This is a genomic window from Halalkalibacter alkalisediminis (genome assembly GCF_028610705.1).
Classification (GTDB): domain Bacteria; phylum Bacillota; class Bacilli; order Bacillales; family Bacillaceae_D; genus Halalkalibacter; species Halalkalibacter alkalisediminis.
The window spans coordinates 302,205-322,046 of sequence record NZ_JAQQWT010000004.1; the positions used below are offsets into that span (position 1 = coordinate 302,205).

Here is a 19,842-nt window from a genome sequence, read left to right on the forward strand (position 1 = left end):
TAAAAAAACAGCACGTCATCCATTAGGATTGGCGTGCTGTTTTTTTTGACTGTATAATTTCATAAATTCGCTTATTAGACTGTTGATCTTTATATTTCAGAAATTTCTCCGATCGTTTTACATAGGTTTCCTTCATTTTAAAATCGGTCTTTGCATAGTCTTCAATCAAATCAAGCAAATCATCTACTTGATTCGTCATTTCTCCTGGTAAGTCTCGTTCTAGATTCAAATGAGACGGTCTACTCCCAATAAACTTTTCCTGATCGAATTGATAATACACAACTGGTTTTTGTAAGAAACTAAAGTCAAATCCGACACTGGAATAATCCGTAACCATGAACATACTCTCTTTCAGCAATGTTTGTACGTCCATTTCGCCTTGATTAATCACTTTAACACGAGCATCTTTAAAGTATGGTGTATACTTTTGCATATTTGGATGTAAACAAAAAATGATGTCAAAGGAGTAGTTGGAGGCTAATTGTTCTAAACGGCTATGATGGATCAATTCATTGTAACGCTTATAATATTCACTTTCTAAAAAGCGATTTAGATGATCGCCAATCCAATCACGCCAAGTCGGAATAATTAGAATCTGTCTTTTTAATGGAAGATCCCCTTCAAACAAGCTATCAAAGCGCGAAAGTCCAGTTACAGCTACTTCGTTCTCTTCATAACCGAAATCATTGATAATCATTTTTTTCTCCAAATCAGAACTAACTAAGAACAAATCTGCTTCAAAACCATTGGCACGTTTCCCATAATTCGATACCATATTTTTTGTACCCATAACTCCGTGCTGCAAAAACACTTTTAACGCGTGAACTTTGCTACTAAACTTTCTTGTGCGAATCGGGTACAAATAGTTGGGATGGTGCGAAGCCAAAACTTTGGTGGCCATAATCGTCTTCCAAATATGGCTCTTTGTTTTAAAGTATATGACATTGCCATATTTATCAACATTTGCTCGTTCAGGTGAATCTTTGTCTATGACATAATAAGCCTTTTTTCTTGGATGATTTTCCCTCATGTAACGAAAAAAATGATAGCCCGTATCTTGAGCTTTATAGGTACGTTCACCAATTAACCAAACATCGCGTCTTGCGAACAATTTCCTCAGTAGCCAAGCCCATTGTGTAACAAGATTTAAAAAACGAAATGTACTCTTGGAAAAATGAACAACTTCTAGAGATAAATTAGATTTTTTAAATGTGAAATAAGGATTTACCACTGAAACTCTGTCTTTATGATATCCGTACCCTTCATTAGCTAGATATTTAGCTTGGTAGGTAGGCTTTCTTAATCGGACCATTTTTGCCTTTTTGTGATCGTGTAAAGTAAGTTTTAAATAAACATCATATGTGTCCTCGTCAAGGATGCCGAAATGATTAATCTGATCTAACTTAAGGGCAACATGGTACTGATACCGATTTAATCCGTAATTTTGCTCTGTTTCCTTTTTCAGAAAATGGGACGTAAAAGGGACTTCGATTTCTTTACCCGTTCCTCTTGCCTTTAATAAAACAGTACCTTTCAATAGCTTTGAATTTCGTGTAAATAACTTCCCTTTTATATGTAAGACGTTTCTTTTCGAATCAATTTGATAAATTAATGTTCTTTTAATCGTATTAGGCTCTTTATTAAAAGCAAATGATATATTTCCTTTTTGAGTAACATACATCAATCCTCTTTGGTCCTTATAAGTGTATAATTCTACATTTTTCAGAACCATCTGTTCGAATTCACCCAAGCGCATGCAATACTCCACTTTTTCGCTTTTATTTTTATCCCTTATAAACTGGGCTCCTTTTGGTAATTCGTCAATCTCTTCCTCGCTTAGAATTTCTTTATCAACGGAAACTCTAATATAGAAATCATACATTCGCTTCTCGTTCACTTGCAATCTAGAAATAAGCTTTCGTAAATCGATCCTGAAACTAAACCGATGAGATCGTTCGCACTCGCCTAATTTAATATCATTTTTACTCCCTCGTGCACGCATAATAAGCTCATTGGTTTGATAACTTATATTTGAGAATAAACCGTGAATATGAATAATCGCTTGATCTTGTATCATGATAAAACGTTTTTTCGTTTTGGCGCTACGATGTTTTTTTCTAGCTTGAGGAAAAAAGTTTGTTAGCATAATCGATCTAGACACCACCTTTTACCTGTTCCACCTAACTCTTCTTTTAAGAGTAAAAGCAATATCTAATCTATTCTATAGTCAGTGCTTTGAATTTTCAAGTTATTCCCATAACAAAAATAAGAAAACAGGATCTGTTTTCTTATTCCACCTTTATGATCGTTTCAAACCTAATCCCTCTTTAAAGATTGCGTAAGTAGAGAAAGTTTCTTAACTGCTTTTAAGATCGGTGCCCTTTCTTTTCCGATCAATCCGATAAATTCGGCGAATAGTTGGATATTGACCATTAAGACCGTAATGATAATTAAGGAGCCCCAAAAAGCAGAATTAGATAGAGCAAGTGCCGCCACACTAAATAATATGCTGATCCCATAAATAATCATCACTGTTTCACGGTGACCATATCCCATTTCTAATAATCGATGGTGAAGGTGGCCTTTGTCCGGTGCAGAGATCTTTTGTTTGTTTAAGGCTCTTCTAATAATGGCAAAAAAAGTATCAATAATCGGTACCCCTAAGATGATTAATGGTACAAGTAAACTAAGGGCCGTTACACTCTTATAAAAGCCCAATATCGAGATAATCGCGATGCTATAACCAAGAAATAACGAGCCTGTGTCACCCATAAATAATTTAGCTGGATGAAAATTATAAAATAAAAACCCAACCGTACTTCCAATTAACACAACGGAAAAAGCAATGACAGTCGTTTGGGCAATTGGATTGAACAACGCCATCACTAATATGGTTATGATCGCGATGGTCGCAACACCACCAGCTAAACCATCCAAGCCGTCAATTAAATTAATGGAATTCACAATCGCAACAATCCAAAAAACCGTTACCACATAACTTAAAATCCCAAATTCAAGATGTTCAATAAACGGAAGCGACACGTACTCAATTCTGAGTCCTGAGGAAACAACAACCACAGCTGAAGCGATTTGGGCAATGATTTTAACTTTAGCACTTAACGCATAACGGTCATCGACAATTCCCGTTATAACCAGGATCACAGCTCCAATCATAATTTCAACCATGTATTCGCTTTGTGGCATTAATATCAAACAACCAGCTATCGTTCCTAGGATGATCGCGATTCCACCAAGGCGTGGTTTAACTTCTTTATGTACTTTTCGGCTGTTTGGCTGATCAACAAAACCGTATTTTTTTGAAAACCGAATGATGAATGGCAACGTTATGACAGAGACGACAAATGCCACTAGAAGCCCTAATACATAATATAGCATTTTGTACTTCCTCCTTCTCCATATCGCAGCACACCCGAAAGAAAGATGTCCCCATCCGAAGCCCCTATGCTTTCCTTAGGCCATTCCATGCGTAATTAATAAAAACGTAACAAGCTTTGAAGAAAGGAAGATTTTCAAATTCACGATAGATCTTCCAATTTCGTTTGGCTGCGTTTAGCTTGTTACTCGAAATTGAATTCTTTACTTTTCTATACCAGGCGAGGTCTTCTTGGAGTCCATATGCGACATGTCCATTTTTCAAAATCGATAACCAAAGCACAAAATCCTGTCTCGTTCGTATTGTTGGCATTTGGACCTTCCCTAATACCTCGATGTTTAACATAACCGTCAAACAACCAATAATTGTATTTTTTAACAAGGACTCATACGTTACCACCTTTGGTACAGAAATCACCTTTCCACGTTCTGAGCCATCTTCATTTAAAAGTTGGTACCCTGTAAAACTAAAGAGCTTCTGTCCATCTTCCATAAAAGCTACTTGCTTCTCAAGCTTTTCAGGGCGCCACAAATCATCACTGTCTAAGAAAGCTACATATTTTCCAACAGCTTTTTTTATTCCTGTATTCCGGGCTACAGCAGCACCCATGTTGGTTTCTAAGCATTCATACTTGATTCGATCATCCTTTTCCTGAAAGCTACGAATGATCTCTTTACTTTGGTCATTGGAGCAATCATCGACTACTATTAGCTCCCAATTTGAATAGGTCTGTGCCGTTACAGAATGGATCGTCTCCGTAACAAATCGTTCAGCATTATACACGGGTGTTACAATCGAAACTAAAGGTTTCTCGGTTGCTGATGACATGGTGCTTAACTCCTTTTAAAAAAAATCATTATGAATAAAGCTTGTCCCAAACGAATTCAGTATTCCTTTTATGAACAAGCCTTTACACTGTTTCATCTATCTTTTTTTCCTATTTGGACTAAATGGTGATGTCCTATCCGATTTACTTTGTATTGAAAGTATTTACAGTTACAGGATTTATTAACCGTTTATTTGTGAGTTTTCTAAAACAAAAAAAGGGTGAGCCTAATGACTAATCAGAATCTCATTAGTTCATTTGGCCACCCTCATAAATGTGAGAAGGACAATTTAATTTAAATACTCTTTCTCCTATTGGACAATTGGTCTTCCAACAGAAGCATAATAATAACCAAGCTTCCCTAGTTTGATCGGATCAAACAGATTACGCCCATCAATGATGATCGGCCTCTTCATTTCTAATTTTAGAAGCTTTACATTCATTTCTTTGAACTCTTGCCAATCCGTTAAGATTAAAATGGCGTCTGCGTCTTTTACTGCCTGGTCAAGAGTCGCTGCCGCTTGTAGATTCTTGATTACTTCTTTAGCTTTCTCTGTTGCAACCGGGTCATAACAAACAACGTCGACTCCTTCCTGCTCCAGTCGAGGAACAAGGTCTACAGCAGGGGCTGCTCTCATGTCATCTGTATTCGGTTTAAATGCAAGTCCAAGCACTGCCACTTTTTTTCCTTTAAGTCCTTCATTGCCAAAGGCATAGCGTAATTTTTCAATGAATCGTAAACGTTGTTCCTTGTTCACTTCTTCTACGGCAGGAACAATTTTCAAGCGATAGCCTGCCTTTTCTCCCATTTTCACTAATGCTTGAGTATCCTTTGGAAAACAAGAACCTCCATAGCCAATTCCGGCTTGTAAAAATGCTTTTCCAATGCGTTGATCATAGCCCATTCCCTCTGCCACTTTCTCGACATTAGCCCCTGTTGCTTCACATAGGTTAGCCACTTCGTTAATAAAGCTTATCTTTGTCGCTAAAAAAGCATTGGCTGCGTATTTCGTCATTTCAGCCGTCTCAACATCCGTAACGACAATCTTTGTTTGAAACGGCTCATGTAGCTTTTGCAAGACTTTCTCTGCTCTATCTGATTCGATCCCTAAAATAGCTCGTTCCATCTGAAATGTATCTTGTATCGCTGACCCTTCACGAAGAAATTCCGGATTAGAAGCAATGTCAAAATTAGAGTGTCCCGCTGTATCGCTGACCATTTTTTTAATAATCTGGCCTGTGCCAACCGGGACGGTACTTTTAGTCACAATCACTTTATAGTCTGTTAAGTTTTCACCTATCGAGCGTGCCGCAGCTTTAATATAACGTAGATCTGCCTCTCCATTCTCTTTTGCTGGTGTACCAACTGCTATTATAATAAGCTCGGCTCCCTCCATTCCCTCACGTATTTGAGAAGTGAAGTGAAGACGGCCTTCTTTTACATTTTTCAACATAAGTTCTTTTAAGCCAGGTTCATAAATAGGTACAATCCCTTTTTTAAGATGATTCACTTTTACTTCATCAATATCAACGCAAGTAACTTGATTCCCTTTATCACTATAACAAACACCGGAAACGAGCCCAACGTAACCCGTACCAATGACGCAAATCTTCACTTTCCATCACCACCTTTAATCAAGCTTACGTACAATATCTTTTAACATCGTCGTTACAGAATCTGCTAAATCCTCTCTCATAAGAGCAAACTCCAACGTTGCTTGAATGAAACCTAGCTTATCGCCAATATCATATCTCTTCCCTGAGAAGTGATAGCCAAATAGATCTTGCTTCTTCGTTAACTCCTCTAGAGCATCGGTTAATTGAATTTCATTCCCTCTTCCTGGCTCTAACCTTCCTAAAATCGTTAATATTTCTGGTGTTAACACATATCTCCCCATAATGGCTAAATTGGACGGAGCTTCTTCCATCGTTGGTTTTTCAATTAATGATTCAATCTTATATAAATGGTTGTTCCATTTATTTGCGCTATGTTTAATGACGCCATATTTTGAGAGTTCACTCGGTTTTACCTCTTGAACACCAATGATAGAAGAATTTGTGGCTTCAAATTGGTTTAACAGTTGCTTTAAACAAGGATCTCCCTCATTCACGACTACGTCATCTCCAAGCATGACCGCAAACGGTTCGTTATCAATGAATTTCCTAGCACACCATATCGCATGCCCTAATCCCTTTGGTTCCTTCTGCCGAATGTAATGGATATCGGCCATCTCTGAAATATGTCTCATTTCTCTTAAACTTTCTACCTTTCCCTTGTTTAAAAGACTTTCTTCAAGTTCAAAAGAACGATCAAAGTGATCTTCTATCGCCCTTTTTCCGCGTCCTGTCACAATGAGAATATCTTCAATCCCCGATTCAACGGCTTCTTCAATAATATATTGAATCGTCGGTCGATCGACAATCGGCAGCATTTCTTTAGGCTGCGCCTTCGTCGCCGGCAAAAATCTTGTTCCTAAGCCAGCTGCAGGTATAATGGCTTTTTTTACCTTCAAGCATTTCACCCCTAACTTAACAACTCCATATTAAAACGTATTCTTAGTTTGCTCGGGTCATGACCATTCCTTTATACGAACTTGGGATCCATCATTGATTTTATGTTAAGAAGCCAACTCTAAAAACAAAAAAAGACCGCAGACGGTCTTTCTTCGAGTTATTTGTAGGCATTGCACTATTTTTTAACATAAATTAAAAACATACCTATTTAATGTCACTTAAGATGTTCGTTATATAACAAACCCATCATCATGAATAAAATCGTCATCGACTGTAAATTAAACCAAACCTCCGCTACCATCCCCATGACAACATATCCAACAAGAATCAAGTTGATCGCCAAAGCCAAAATCTGCTTGGAATCACTACCTTCCTTTCGCTTAATAACGACAGTCGTCCTCATGTAGATATACAAATAAAAAGCAAGGAAAATCAATAAACCAACTATTCCATAGCGTGCGAGGATAAAGAGATAGGAATTATCAGCAAAGGCGACAAACTCACCTGACTTCATTGGACCATGCCCAAAGAGAGGTTGTTCCTTAAATTTTTCCAAATTCATTCTCCAATACTCATACCGATTGTTAAAGCTATTAACAGAGTCTACAGACGTTCTAATAGTCCCAATCGATTCTTTAAACTTTATTTTAGGAGGGCCAATTTCATCATCGCCTTTTCCATAAGGGTTACCAATGTTTTCAAAGATTTGGTCTGCCGCATAGTCCAAATAAGTAATCTGTGGAATCAGGACCACCGCTAATGCTCCATATAAAAAGAAAGTGGCTAGCCCTAATTGAATCGTTCGCTTCCAATGACCTCGATTAAACATAAGCGAAAATAAGGTCCAGTAGACAATCAACCCAGCAACCGTAATGACAGCCGTTCTTGATGTTGTGAAAAATACACTCATAAAAGTCAGCATAAGTAAAGGCAAGAGGATCCGCTTTTTAAAGGATTTCGTAAACGTTATGTAGGCAAGCAGTAATCCAACTACGATCACGAGAAAAGATCCATACATATTAGGATTAAGAAAAAAACTAGGAATTCTCTGTTGACGAATGATCATGTGATAGTGACGCTCTGAAATCGTATAAAATAGACCAATATGGTTATTCACATTAAAAAGATTAAAGAACTGAATGACTCCAAATAACTCAACGATTAAAATGATCATCCCAACTGGCAACAATAATTTTTTTAGATCGGTTATACGAATATTCAAAGCAAGAATAAAAAAGAAGAAATAAAAGAAATATCTATGTAATTCAATCAGATCTTGTAACGACGTGAGTGTTGGTGAAACCCTCATTCCATATAAAGTTGAGAGGATAAGGGAAAAGCTACTTACTAACAAATAGATAGGAATTGGATGATCACTCCAATCAGAGAACGTTATCCCGTAACTTGTGATAGGTCCTCTGTGTTTGAAATAAATGAAACACAAATATACCCCTAGCAGGGCAAGTACAGCTAAAGCAATCACATTAACAGTCCATTGACCTAATATAACACCAGGAGCTGGCTTAAAGATTAATAAGCATAAAAAAAAGAGGAACGCAAAAGTCATATTCGGCAATGTTTTAATCATCGGGTTTCTCCTTTGTTTCTAATCTCTTTATGAAAGGGTTCAAAAATAGACACCATGGCTTAGTCTCCCCATAATTAACCATTTCATAACTAAATGAGAAGGAAAGTTGTTTCTCGGGATATCCATTTCAAGGTTGTTTATATTAAGAAGTGTAAGAAGCTAGAAAAGAAGGTGGTCGTATGGATCTTTTCACTAAAGCAAAGCTAGAAATAAGAGGAGATGAGTTCCATCTCTTCTTATCCTTTAACCCTGAATTAACAGAGTTCTCAGCTGAATTTGAAGTTCAAGATACGAAAAAAAGAAAACGAATAGACAGGCTTGCACTCGACTACGCAAGAAAGGCTTTTCCTAATATACAAATGACAACGGTTTCGATTATGGCAGGGTCGATGTTGCTAGTCTCTGTGCCCATGAATGATAAAAAGGTTGAAGCTGCTGATTTTACAATGTCGTACCTCTTTTTTGGATCGACTCAAGCGCAAATTGGCTATGTCGATCGCACGAAGGGAAATCTTCAAGTTGTAGCTCCTAGTTATTTCGATCTCAACCCAGATGGTACGTTAAAATTATCTTGGCAGTTTGATCCTACCTTCATTGCAGAGATGAAAAATCGCGGAGTGAGAGTCGTTCCCTTTTTAAGTAACCATTGGGACCGTGAGTTAGGAAGAGCAGCTTTGAATAATCGCGAGGTTTTAGCACAACAGATCGCGGATACGATTATCAAACATAATTTAGATGGGGTTAATGTTGATATTGAAAATGTCACTCACCTTGACCGTGACAGCTTTACCGATTTAGTTCGATTACTAAGAGAAAAGCTGCCTGCAGATAAAGAAGTTTCTGTAGCTGTAGCAGCTAATCCGAACGGCTGGCAAACTGGTTGGCACGGCAGTTATGACTACAAGAAATTAGCCGAGCACTCCGATTATCTGATGTTAATGGCCTATGATGAAAGCTTTAACGGTTGTCCGGTGGGACAAGCGCCATCAATCAAGCTGTTCGGAGTGATATTGCCAACACCATTAAATAATCGACTAGAATGGACATACGAAAGAACGCTTGGATTTACTCAAGCGTTCTTTGTCGTATTCTTCTATCAAAACTCTTTTCGAACCTCTTCCGTGATGACACCCCCTCACAAAGTTCTTCGAGTATATGAAAGCTGGCATCCCGATTTTATGCTCTGATTTCCCATCATGGAAGGCATTCGTCTTAAAGTACAAATGCGGGATTGCCGTTAATCCCAATCATCCTGAGGAAGTCAAAGAAGCCATTAACTTCTTAATCGCTAACCCAGAACAAGCAAAGGAAATGGGGAGAAATGGTCAAACAATCATTCATGAGCGTTTAAATTGGGACACAGAAAAGGACAAGCTGGTACAGTGGTATAACGGATTGCTAGATAAACGATCATGAACCGAGCGCTTGGCACTCGGTTCATGATCGTTACTTTTCACCATTTTTATTGTCGATAATAACCCCTCTCTTCAACTGGCAAATGAACAGGTACATCAAACCACCAGAGAAAGCCTACCGATACGAGCGCAAACAACACATAGGTTAACAATGGATGCTTGACATGCAATCTCAGTAGAGAAAACATGAGAAAAAGGGCGAAAATCGACCAACCAAACGTCCATCCATACTGATACTCAATATGTCCTGTTAAAGTAAACACATACTCCCAAATGCCGTAAATGAAAATCCACTGTAACGTATGTAAAATCTGTTTAATGGCTCCTTTAGGGTAATTGCCTAAAAAGAGGATTCCGGTAGCTGGGAATACGATAAAGGTATAGATCATTTCTGTAAGAGTATGATTGGAAATAAGGTCTGAATGCATACGCCATAAAAAATAATTGGCTGTTAAGAAATTATAGACTAGATTGCCAAGAGCAAAAAATAGTAACGTATCATGATACTTCTTCCAATTCCTCCAATCCCCCCAACCAATAACAGCGAGAATACTAATGATTGCTGTAAGTATATGCATATGGAATTCATCCTTTTTAACATCATTAATAAACAAACACACATATTTTGATATAAATAGTGTGTGTCTAAAAAAGGATAATATTAATACATTCTCATAAATAGCCTTATCATTTCCTAATTCCCTAAAGCATCAAAAATCTTGAAGAAAAATCATTGAACGATCCAAGAGAAACGATTAAATATGTTTTTCTTCAAGTTGCTTTACCTTCATCATTAACCACTTTAAAAACACACCAATTACAATATAGATAGGAAAGGAATAGATACTTTCCCATTTGTATAATTGATAGATCCCCAACCATACAGCAATCGGTTCAAACACAAATGAAAAAATCGATGCTGTGATGGTCATTGCCGCAAAAAAACACTTCCATGAACGAAAGTACTGATAAATAAGCATATAAACAAAGGGCAGATGTCCAATATCAATTTCAATAATTGAAGGAATGACTGGAAATAATTTATTAGGGTATCCCCAGAATAGAAAAGCAACACCTAAAGTGTCTAGTGTCTTCACGACGATCGCGATCATAAATCCATATAATAAAATCTCTGTGATCCTAGACTTATCTAATAAAAACCACCAGGCAACACCAAATGCAACCATGCTGATAAGAAGAAACCACCAACCAAAGGTTAATAAATTTTCATTGAACCAGTGATCCATACACGCTTCCATTAATTTAGCTTGCAGCTCTACTACATCGCTCCAATTTGAATGTTCCTTCAACTAACACACCTCCTCTTTAGGTTATCATGTGTGTTAGTTTTCTCATACATACGTTCAATTGAGTCGGATCGATTCTATTTTTGATAAAAGAACAATTCCTTCACAGCATCTTTATAATATAAAATCGGTCTTTCTAAATGTTTGAGTTTTTTAAAGAACAAACCGGTTAACAGTGTTAAAGCAATGGGGGTGTTGTACATCCTTTTAAATAAAGGCCCCTTGCTAACAAAGGTTTGGTAATTTAATCTCGATTGAATGGGAGGTTTAGCATGGTATACGATGATCTTTGGAACATAGCTTATTTTATAGCCTTTTTGATACATCTTGAATAGGAAGAGATTTTCTTCTCCACTCGGATATTTAGCCCCTAAACCAAAGTCCTCATCAAAGACCATTAAGCTTTGATCTACTTTACTGACATCAATAAAAAATTCGATCGAGGATTTCCTAAATAAATCTCTTCTTCGAATCTGGTGCTGATAGTAATCTAAATACGTCTTATAATACTCCTTTGACTCAGGATCGTAAATTTGATAGCAGACAATATCTGAGTCGTGCGTCTCATAGTAACTCATTACTTCTTTAAAGGCTCCCGGATGATACCAGCAGTCATCATCAGAAAACGTGACAATGTTATTTTTTATATAGGACATGCCAATGTTTCTAGCATGAGATAGACCTAACCGATCAATACGAATATGCTGATATGAAAAAGGAACTTGATTCAAAAGCCTACTCACGATCTCATGATTAGCTTGAGATACGATAACGACCTCGAAGTGAGAAATCGTCTGATTGGCCAAACTGTTAAATAGTCTTAAAAGCTCAGCTTCTCTTTTTCCAAGTGTTGGTATTACGACACTGATCGTCATCCATCTCCTCCTCTCAAGCTCAAGCATGAAACCTACCTTTTATTTTGCTTACATACACCTGTTTAAGAACTCCTCTAACCCCTAAAGCATTAACCACAATAATACTAATGCCATACACAACGGCGCCCATACCTACTTGATAAATAAACGTAGCCACTCCTACCTCATGTCTTAACGGCCAGATCACCAATCCCATTATTAGTGTAGCCAAAACAATCTTGAAAAAATCGCCTGTTGGAAAGGGCAATGGATTAATTTTGACATGAACAATTATCCAGCTCATTACGATCGCTAGCGCATAAGCAACCAGGGTTGCAATAGCCGCTCCTTCTATTCCATAGACAGGAATGAACAAGAAATTCAAACCAATGTTAACAATGGCAGCCCCTACTACTGGAATCACTTGCAAAGATGATTCCTGTTTTAAATGGAAGACAATATCCACACAATAGATTTTGAAGCCGCGCAGAACCGCAGCAATCGCGATGTAAGGGATGAGCATCATCGCCTGTTCTCTAAACTCCGCACCAAGAAATAAATGAACGAAATTACTTGATAAGATCATCACTCCCAAAGCCGCCGGAATGGAGATGAGAAAAATAAGACTTGTATTTTTCTTCACTTGTCCGTAAGCAGCTTCTTCCCCCTTCTCCTCAAGTGCCTTGATCGCAATCGGGAAAGCCGCTAAATTAATCACCATCATAAACGTATAAATCGTTTGCTGAGTTAAATCATAGGTAACCGAATACACCCCTGTATCACTTGTTGTCATTAAATACTCAATGATTAAACGGTCAGAGTTATGTATCACCACCGTTAATAAGAAGGTAATCGTTAAAGGAAAGCCGTATTTGACAAAACCCTTTAGCATATTATGATCAAGATGAGTAACGTTCGGCCTTACTTTCCATACCTTTAACGTAGGCACAAGTAAGGTTAACCAAAATGCTGCGATCATCCCAATCAACAAGCCAACCTCATTTAAGCCAACAAGAATCAACGAAGTACTAAGGGCTAATCCAAGCGCAACCCTACTAAAAGACAAATACCCATAAGACTTCGGATTTAATTGGGCTCTTAACAAAGAAAGATGGATCCCGTACCAAGATTGACTCCATGACAGGACTAAACAAAGGACTAAGTAGGCAAATGATAACTGCTCAAACGTTAAATAAAAGATAAGTCCTACTACTGTTGAGGTTAAAACAAGTCCCAAAAAGGAGATTTTGACTGTTTCTAGGAAGTTCGAATCGTCTTTATATTTAGGATAATACCGAATTAAACTAAATTTTAACCATTCAAAAACGACGGCATTGATTAAGCCTGCAATGGCAAAAATAAGAGCATAAATCCCATACTCTTCTGGTGTAAGAAGCCTAGTAAAAATCGCAATGCTTGCAAAGCTAATCAGAGCAGGTAACCCGTGCGAGATAAAATAATAAAAAGCATGTTTAGCCAGCATAAAAAAACCTCTTTCCGTGCAGGTACTCTTACCAACATTGTCCCCTTTTTTCGAAGGTGGCAACCTCCATTTCCAGAAAAAAATCGCCTACTCAACTCTCTTTGAGATCAAACAACCTCCCTGCATCCATAACAAAAAAAGGAATGAGGAAATCCCCACTCCTTTCGAATGCTATTAAGCCTTCACACGTTTAAGCACAGCTTGCTTCGCCATTTTTTCTTGCTGGCCTTCTGCCTGTGTTTTGTTTAAGACAACCAACACAGTTCTAAATAATAAAACAATATCTAACCATATGGAATAGTGTCTAATGTAATAAAGGTCAAACTTTAATTTCGCATCTGCACTCGTTGTATAAAATCCTAGTACTTGCGCATAACCTGTGATACCTGGCTTAACTGAATTTCGGTAATAGAACCATTTATTTTCTTTCTCGAACTTCTTCGCAAAATACTCACGCTCAGGTCTTGGACCCACTAAGGACATATCCCCTTTTAGAACATTGAAAAGCTGAGGTAGTTCGTCAATTCTTGTACGACGAATGAATTTCCCTACCTTGGTGATCCGACTATCAGCAGACTTCGCAAGAACTGGCCCTGTTTTCGCTTCAGCATTTATAATCATTGAACGAAACTTTAAAATGCTAAATGGTTTGTGATCTTGACCAACACGTTCTTGCTTAAAGAAAAACGGTCCACCGTCCTCTAATTTAATGGCCATAGCTGTCGCAACCATAATAGGCAATGTTGCCAAAATGAGCATCGAAGAAATCGCAACATCAAGAATTCTTTTTGCTAATATCTGACCTGTAGTCAGTTCAAAAGGCTTGACTTCTAATACCATCGTATCGCCAACTGTTGTAAAGGATGTCTTCATAATAAACAAGTCGTTCGTATTTGGAATCATATAAGCTGATTTTTTTTGCTTCATCGCATAATAAAGAATGTCACTCTTCTTTTTCTCCCTCATGCTAGAACCAATAAAAACTAAACCATATGGTAAAATGTTCTCTTTTATTTCACTTAACGTGATGTCCTGGTTAATCCAGGCTACATCACTTTTACGATTAATTAATTTAGAGTCTCTTAGATTCACTTTAATTAACTCTAATTCCTCTTCATTCCCAATAAAAACCGCTCTCTCATTTAACATTTTACAATTAAATCTAGTAAACAAACTTTTCCACGTTAACCACGAAACAAACATAAAGAAGTGAGCTAAGAATATAACGGAACGTGGTAGAGCGAATTCACGAAATAAGAAAGAGACAGCAATCGTCACGACCATGATACAGGCCGAAGCAACCATTAATTTTCTAACTAACTCGGTTTGATCTCGCTTCACTAACCGGTCGAGTTCAAACATATAAATAAAGCACACGGCAGTAAATAATACCCATGGAATAATCGCAATTAATGCATCAATATTACGTGGCTGAATGATGATATATTGGCTTGCCAAGGTGAAGGCACCCCAATACGCAGCCAAAATCAATAAAATATCCACTAATATGATCATAAAGCGCGACGTGCGTTTAGGAAACATATTTGTCATAGTCATTACTCCTATTAATCAGACTCTATACAAATACCCTTAGTCTAATTCTTATAAACTAAGGGTATTTTAACACAAAATTTATGAAATCTTTAAATTCACTTAAACTTTCAATGAATTTACATAATTTATTAGACTAACCATTAACAATCTTTAGTTCATCTTTAATCTTTGATGTTGATATACCCGCAGTTCTTGGCAGATAAACCACTTCACAATAATCTTTAAGGAAGTCAAACTTGCCTTCCCAATCATCACCCATTACAAAAACATCCACATTATGATCGACAACATCAGAAACCTTTTGTTCCCAGTTTTCCTCTGAGATTACTTCATCTACATAACGAATAGCTTCCAAAATCATTTTCCTATTTTCAAAGCTATGATATGACTTTTTATTTTTAATAGCGTTAAATTCATCAGAAGAGATTGCCACAATCAAATAATCTCCTAAATCCTTGGCGCGTTTCAATAAATTAATGTGGCCCCAGTGTAATAGATCAAACGTTCCATATGTTATAACCTTCTTCACTTTTGTTGCCCCCTATATTTCATAAAAATTATATATAATATTAACCGAATGTAAAGTTTAAGTTAACAAAGATTAATATAGCATGATTAATATCTAGAATACAACAGGATTTGCTATATTTCACTTTTTTCCATAGTTCGATAGAAACAGACAAATTAATACGTTTTTAATGTCAAAAAGAGCCTAGCCACCATTTTAGCAGTTAATATAAGTAAAAACAAGATCATATAAGCTGGTACAATTGTCCAACTAAACAATGACTCTACTATGACCAGAACGAGTAGTGTTGCAAAAAAACCTGGTAACCCAAGAAAGAATCCCACAAAGGTAAATAAAATCGATTTAGAACGAATTCGATTAACGGGATCCTGTTCATTCTCTTTTATTTTCGTTAATTGAAAGGATAAGGGAACTAAAAGCGATAAAATAATGGCCACAATTAGAAGATAAACCATAAGCAATTCACTCGTTGTAACAGCCAATCTCTCTGTCATAATTAAAAAAGATAATAAAAACGAAAGGAAGATCGGTAATTGTGCAGCTTGTATTAACAAATCAATGAAGTAGCCTTTTTTGGACGTATTCTTCGTTATCCTAGCTATTTCCCCGTCGACACAATCTAATAAATACCCTAAATTATAAGCAAAAAAAGCTAAAACAAAGGCCAGCGGTGTAGAGATCATCATCAAGAATCCCGAAGAAAGCATTCCGACTAAACTCAACCAACTGACTGCATTCGGAGTAAATCGGAGTTTGATGAGAACAATGGTCAAGTAGATAGAAATCCTTCTCAATACAAACCACGACCACAAATCCTCTTTCGCGCTGTATGTTTGAGATTTTTCTCGATATTCTATGATTTTTTTCGTATCAAAAAAGGTCGTTGGCAGTTTTCCGTACTGTGATTGCATGAAAAGTCTCCTTCACTTTGAATCATCTCTTTAGTGAATAGAACGATCTCGTTTATCTATTCAAAAAAATTTTCTCCGCCACACGTCTCGCCGCATTACCGTCTTCTAAATAACAGAATTTCTGATGAAATTCATGATACGTTTCCGCTAAGTCGTGGGTTTCGCTTTTTTTGATTTCGGTAATGACTTCATCCGTTGATAGAACGATAGGACCAGGTGCATTCGTTTCAAAATCAAAATAAAAACCTCTTAATTGATTTCGATAAGCTTCAATGTCATACGTAAAGAAGATCATCGGTCTTTTTAAATTGGCGTAATCAAAAAAGACAGAGGAATAATCGGTTATCAAGACATCAGAGACAAGGAATAGATCATTAATATCAAGGTACTTTGAGAAATCATAGACAAAGCCTTCAAACCCACTTAGATCCACCTGATCTGATACAAATGAATGCAATCGTAACAATAAAATATAGTCGGAACCAAGCTGTTCCTGCATTTTTTTAAAGTCGAGTTGCAAATTAATTTTATACTTTCCAGGACCATGGTATTCATTATCCCTCCAGGTTGGAGCGTATAAAAGAATCTTCTTATCCGTAGGAAGCTTTAATTTCTGTTTGAGATCAGCCATAACATGATTGGAATTTTGAGTAATGAGTACGTCATTTCGCGGATACCCTGAAACAATCATGTCCTTATTAAAATGAAAAGCCCTTTTAAAAATTTCCGTTGAATACTCATTTGGTGAAATGAGGTAATCCCAATTTTTGGACTCATTGTGAAAGTTCCTGATATATTGCTCACGACTTGTACCAGGCATATGGACCTCTTCCATGTCTGCAACAAGCTTTTTCAATGGAGTCCCATGCCAGGTTTGAACGTAAACCGTATGCCGCGGCTTCGGTACCCATGACGGCATCCGGCTATTTGTCACCCAAAACTTTGCACGAGCAGCAAGCAGAAACCACTTCGGCGAGAGACGTTCCACGTAAGGGACACCTGCCTCTTTAAACCGTTCCACTACATTCTTATTCGCACTCCATACCATCTCGTAATCCTGGTTTTGACTAGAAAGGTATTCATAAATGGCACGAGGATTACAGCTATACTGCTTACCGGAGAAGCTTTCAAAAAGGATCAACTTCTTTTTGACAGGCAAAAAGGATAAACAGATAAAAACAAATGTAAACACCCGCCTCATCAGCGGACTTTTTTTAAGTTTTTCTTTAAGACCATTCATAGAAATACACCTTTACATCATTCTATTTTTCACCATTAAACACTCTTTTAATAATTTGTCTAGAAGCCGTTCCATTATCAAGACTACAGAAACGTTCATAAAAAGCTTCAAACTTTTCCTCGTATTCGCCTTCGACTTGATTGATGTTCTCGATCGTATCAATCACTTCTGATGACTCCATTAAAATCGGTCCAGGTGCCACCTCTTCAAAGTTAAAATAAAACCCTCTTAACGTATCACGATATTTATCTATGTCATACGTAAAGAATAAAATCGGTCTACGTAAGTTCGCATAATCAAAGAAAACAGATGAATAATCAGTGATTAAAAGATCTGAAGCAAGATACAATTCTGCAATGTCATCATAGCTTGAGAGATTGTAGACAAATCCTTCTGCACCTTCTGTATTAATGGAATCTGCGATGAGATAATGCATTCGAAGAACTAATACATATTCTTCACCAAGTCGGTTCTTCATATCCTCTAAGTCCAGCTTCAAATCAAATTTATATTGGCCTTTTTTGTAGAACTCATCATCTCTCCAAGTGGGTGCATATAAGATGACTTTTTTGTCATTTGGTAAACCGATCTTTTTCTTAATTTGAGCTATATTTTCTTCGTTATTCTTTTTATAAAGAACATCGTTACGGGGATACCCGACATCTAACATCGTTTTATGAAATTTAAAGGCACGTTTGAAAATTTCAGTTGAATAATCATTCGGAGAGACTAAGTAATCCCACTTTTGCGCCTCTAAATAAAAATTCTTTTTATATTTTTCCGTGGTCGTCCCAGGCATTCTAACTTCCTTCATATCATGCGCCAGCTTTTTTAAAGGCGTCCCATGCCATGTTTGTAAATAAACCGTTTCTGGTCTTTTGGTCATGTATCCCGGCATTCTCGCGTTAATGACCCAGTACTTAGACGTTGCTAAAAAATAGAAGTAACGAAGACTTAAACGTTTCACCTTTTTGGCGTTTCCTGGAATACGTTTAGAAGGATCATTCATGATCCAAATATACTCATACGAGTTGTCATCCTGGAGCATTTCCTCATAAATCGCACGAGGGTTATCTGAATAACTTTTACCAGCAAAGCTCTCAAAAATAATACGCTCTTCTTTAAGAGGACGCTTCAAGAAAACAGACCGGTATAGTTCTTTGTATAAAGCTTGTCTGCCTGAAAACGCTGTTCTCACGCGTTTATACTGATGACGAATTCGGATTTTCTTTAATAATTTACTCTCATCGTCCTCGAGTAACGTCTTCATTTCACGACTTGTAAAGAAGCCACTATTTCTTCGAGTTTTCGGGTCAACCAACTGAGCCGACTTCCTTAATTCCTCAAACCAAATCGACAGATATTCCTCGTCTTTGATAATCGTGTTCGTAATGCTTCTATGATAAAACCTTAAAAAGTCTTTATCTAGATATTTATCTATATGGCCGTCACACTTTCCAAATTGCTCTTTTAAACGTTGATAGGCCATTAAGAAATCCGGAATTTTCGCTGAGATTGGATTTTGCCTCAGACTCGGATGATCAATAGGATCATAACATTCGCCTCTAATGTAAGTAGGTACCCTGATCGCTGCTACCGACTCTACTACGCCAATAGCACCTAGTGTAAAGGATAGATCTGAGTAATAAGTAAGGTGCTCATCAAATGTTAATTGATGCTGCTTTACAAAATCATGATTCCATAAAATATTCACAATCGCTTTTCTTCTAAGAGCTTTCTTCTTCTTGGCTCCTCGATATTGATAAACATTAATTTGAGTATCATTGGATTCTTCCGTTTCTTGGTCGTCCTCACTATCCTCATCATCGACTAGATAATGATCTTGTATAACCGTTGTTGCTTTAGAGATAGGACCAACTAATAAGGGGTGCTCACCAATATGATTCACAAAAACCTCAAGTGTATAGGGAGCGATATGATCATCCGCATCAAGAAAATATAGGAAGTCACCTGTTGCTTGGCTCACACCGAAATTACGTGCCGCAGCTGCACCTTTATTTTCCTCAAAGTTGTAAACATTCAGCTTTGAGTTTCTATTAGCAAACTTTTCAATCATTTCCTCACTATCGTCGGAAGAGCTATCATTGATAATGATAGCTTCGAAATTTGTATATGTTTGATTCAAGAGAGATTCTAAACACCTCTCTAGATATTCCTCTTTATTGTAAACAGGGATAATAACACTTACTTTACTCATACCTTTACA

Annotated in this window: 17 protein-coding genes; 2 read left to right on the forward strand and 15 right to left on the reverse strand. The window is 37.1% G+C overall.

Annotation, left to right across the window (positions count from 1 at the left end; translation table 11 throughout):
- Positions 1–22: 22 nt before the first annotated feature.
- The 6 genes from PQ474_RS08660 to PQ474_RS08685 form a co-directional block, all read right to left on the reverse strand.
- A complete protein-coding gene (locus tag PQ474_RS08660) occupies positions 23–2,146 on the reverse strand; it encodes a CDP-glycerol glycerophosphotransferase family protein (RefSeq protein WP_273841981.1) in 2,124 nt (707 codons plus the stop codon).
- A 170-nt stretch (positions 2,147–2,316) separates the two neighbouring features.
- Positions 2,317–3,396, reverse strand: a complete 1,080-nt coding sequence (locus PQ474_RS08665) for a glycosyltransferase family 4 protein (protein ID WP_273841984.1) — start codon at positions 3,394–3,396, stop codon at positions 2,317–2,319.
- A gap of 64 nt (positions 3,397–3,460) precedes the next feature.
- Entirely contained in the window at positions 3,461–4,222 is a 762-nt protein-coding gene (locus PQ474_RS08670; protein ID WP_273841988.1) for a glycosyltransferase family 2 protein, read from the reverse strand.
- Positions 4,223–4,531: 309 nt separating this feature from the next.
- On the reverse strand, positions 4,532–5,836 hold the full coding sequence (locus PQ474_RS08675) for a UDP-glucose dehydrogenase family protein (RefSeq protein ID WP_273841990.1): 1,305 nt from the start codon (positions 5,834–5,836) through the stop codon (positions 4,532–4,534).
- A 15-nt stretch (positions 5,837–5,851) separates the two neighbouring features.
- Positions 5,852–6,733 carry a UTP--glucose-1-phosphate uridylyltransferase GalU gene (gene galU / locus PQ474_RS08680; RefSeq protein WP_273841992.1) on the reverse strand — a complete coding sequence of 294 codons (882 nt, stop codon included), beginning with the start codon at positions 6,731–6,733 and terminating at the stop codon, positions 5,852–5,854.
- 215 nt (positions 6,734–6,948) lie between these two features.
- Positions 6,949–8,322 carry an O-antigen ligase family protein gene (locus PQ474_RS08685; protein ID WP_273841994.1) on the reverse strand — a complete coding sequence of 458 codons (1,374 nt, stop codon included), beginning with the start codon at positions 8,320–8,322 and terminating at the stop codon, positions 6,949–6,951.
- Positions 8,323–8,501: 179 nt separating this feature from the next.
- Here PQ474_RS08685 and PQ474_RS08690 point away from each other — a divergent pair, with 179 nt between their 5' ends.
- Positions 8,502–9,509, forward strand: coding sequence for a glycosyl hydrolase family 18 protein (locus tag PQ474_RS08690; RefSeq protein ID WP_273841997.1), 1,008 nt, complete (start codon positions 8,502–8,504; stop codon positions 9,507–9,509).
- Positions 9,478–9,738 (forward strand): glycosyltransferase, encoded by a 261-nt coding sequence (locus tag PQ474_RS08695; protein WP_273842000.1) that lies wholly within the window; start codon positions 9,478–9,480, stop codon positions 9,736–9,738. Before PQ474_RS08690 ends, PQ474_RS08695 begins: the two co-directional genes overlap by 32 nt.
- 46 nt (positions 9,739–9,784) lie before the next feature.
- Here the strand turns inward: PQ474_RS08695 and PQ474_RS08700 are convergent, their stop codons facing one another.
- The 9 genes from PQ474_RS08700 to PQ474_RS08740 form a co-directional block, all read right to left on the reverse strand.
- Complete coding sequence (locus PQ474_RS08700) at positions 9,785–10,315, reverse strand: CBO0543 family protein (protein WP_273842003.1); 531 nt, start codon at positions 10,313–10,315, stop codon at positions 9,785–9,787.
- A gap of 177 nt (positions 10,316–10,492) precedes the next feature.
- Positions 10,493–11,047: a CBO0543 family protein gene (locus PQ474_RS08705; RefSeq protein ID WP_273842007.1), complete on the reverse strand. Its 555-nt coding sequence runs from the start codon at positions 11,045–11,047 to the stop codon at positions 10,493–10,495.
- 74 nt (positions 11,048–11,121) lie between these two features.
- Entirely contained in the window at positions 11,122–11,919 is a 798-nt protein-coding gene (locus PQ474_RS08710) for a glycosyltransferase family 2 protein (protein ID WP_273842009.1), read from the reverse strand.
- A gap of 19 nt (positions 11,920–11,938) precedes the next feature.
- Positions 11,939–13,381 (reverse strand): oligosaccharide flippase family protein, encoded by a 1,443-nt coding sequence (locus PQ474_RS08715; RefSeq protein WP_273842011.1) that lies wholly within the window; start codon positions 13,379–13,381, stop codon positions 11,939–11,941.
- 174 nt (positions 13,382–13,555) lie between these two features.
- Positions 13,556–14,932 carry a sugar transferase gene (locus PQ474_RS08720; protein WP_273842014.1) on the reverse strand — a complete coding sequence of 459 codons (1,377 nt, stop codon included), beginning with the start codon at positions 14,930–14,932 and terminating at the stop codon, positions 13,556–13,558.
- A gap of 136 nt (positions 14,933–15,068) precedes the next feature.
- Entirely contained in the window at positions 15,069–15,464 is a 396-nt protein-coding gene (tagD, locus tag PQ474_RS08725) for a glycerol-3-phosphate cytidylyltransferase (RefSeq protein WP_273842016.1), read from the reverse strand.
- A gap of 155 nt (positions 15,465–15,619) precedes the next feature.
- Positions 15,620–16,375, reverse strand: coding sequence for a CDP-alcohol phosphatidyltransferase family protein (locus tag PQ474_RS08730; RefSeq protein ID WP_273842018.1), 756 nt, complete (start codon positions 16,373–16,375; stop codon positions 15,620–15,622).
- A 52-nt stretch (positions 16,376–16,427) separates the two neighbouring features.
- Positions 16,428–17,615 carry a CDP-glycerol glycerophosphotransferase family protein gene (locus PQ474_RS08735; protein WP_273842019.1) on the reverse strand — a complete coding sequence of 396 codons (1,188 nt, stop codon included), beginning with the start codon at positions 17,613–17,615 and terminating at the stop codon, positions 16,428–16,430.
- Positions 17,616–17,637: 22 nt separating this feature from the next.
- The gene (locus PQ474_RS08740) at positions 17,638–19,833 is read right to left on the reverse strand and encodes a bifunctional glycosyltransferase/CDP-glycerol:glycerophosphate glycerophosphotransferase (protein ID WP_273842023.1); all 2,196 of its coding nucleotides are present in this window, start codon (positions 19,831–19,833) and stop codon (positions 17,638–17,640) included.
- Positions 19,834–19,842 lie beyond the last annotated feature (9 nt).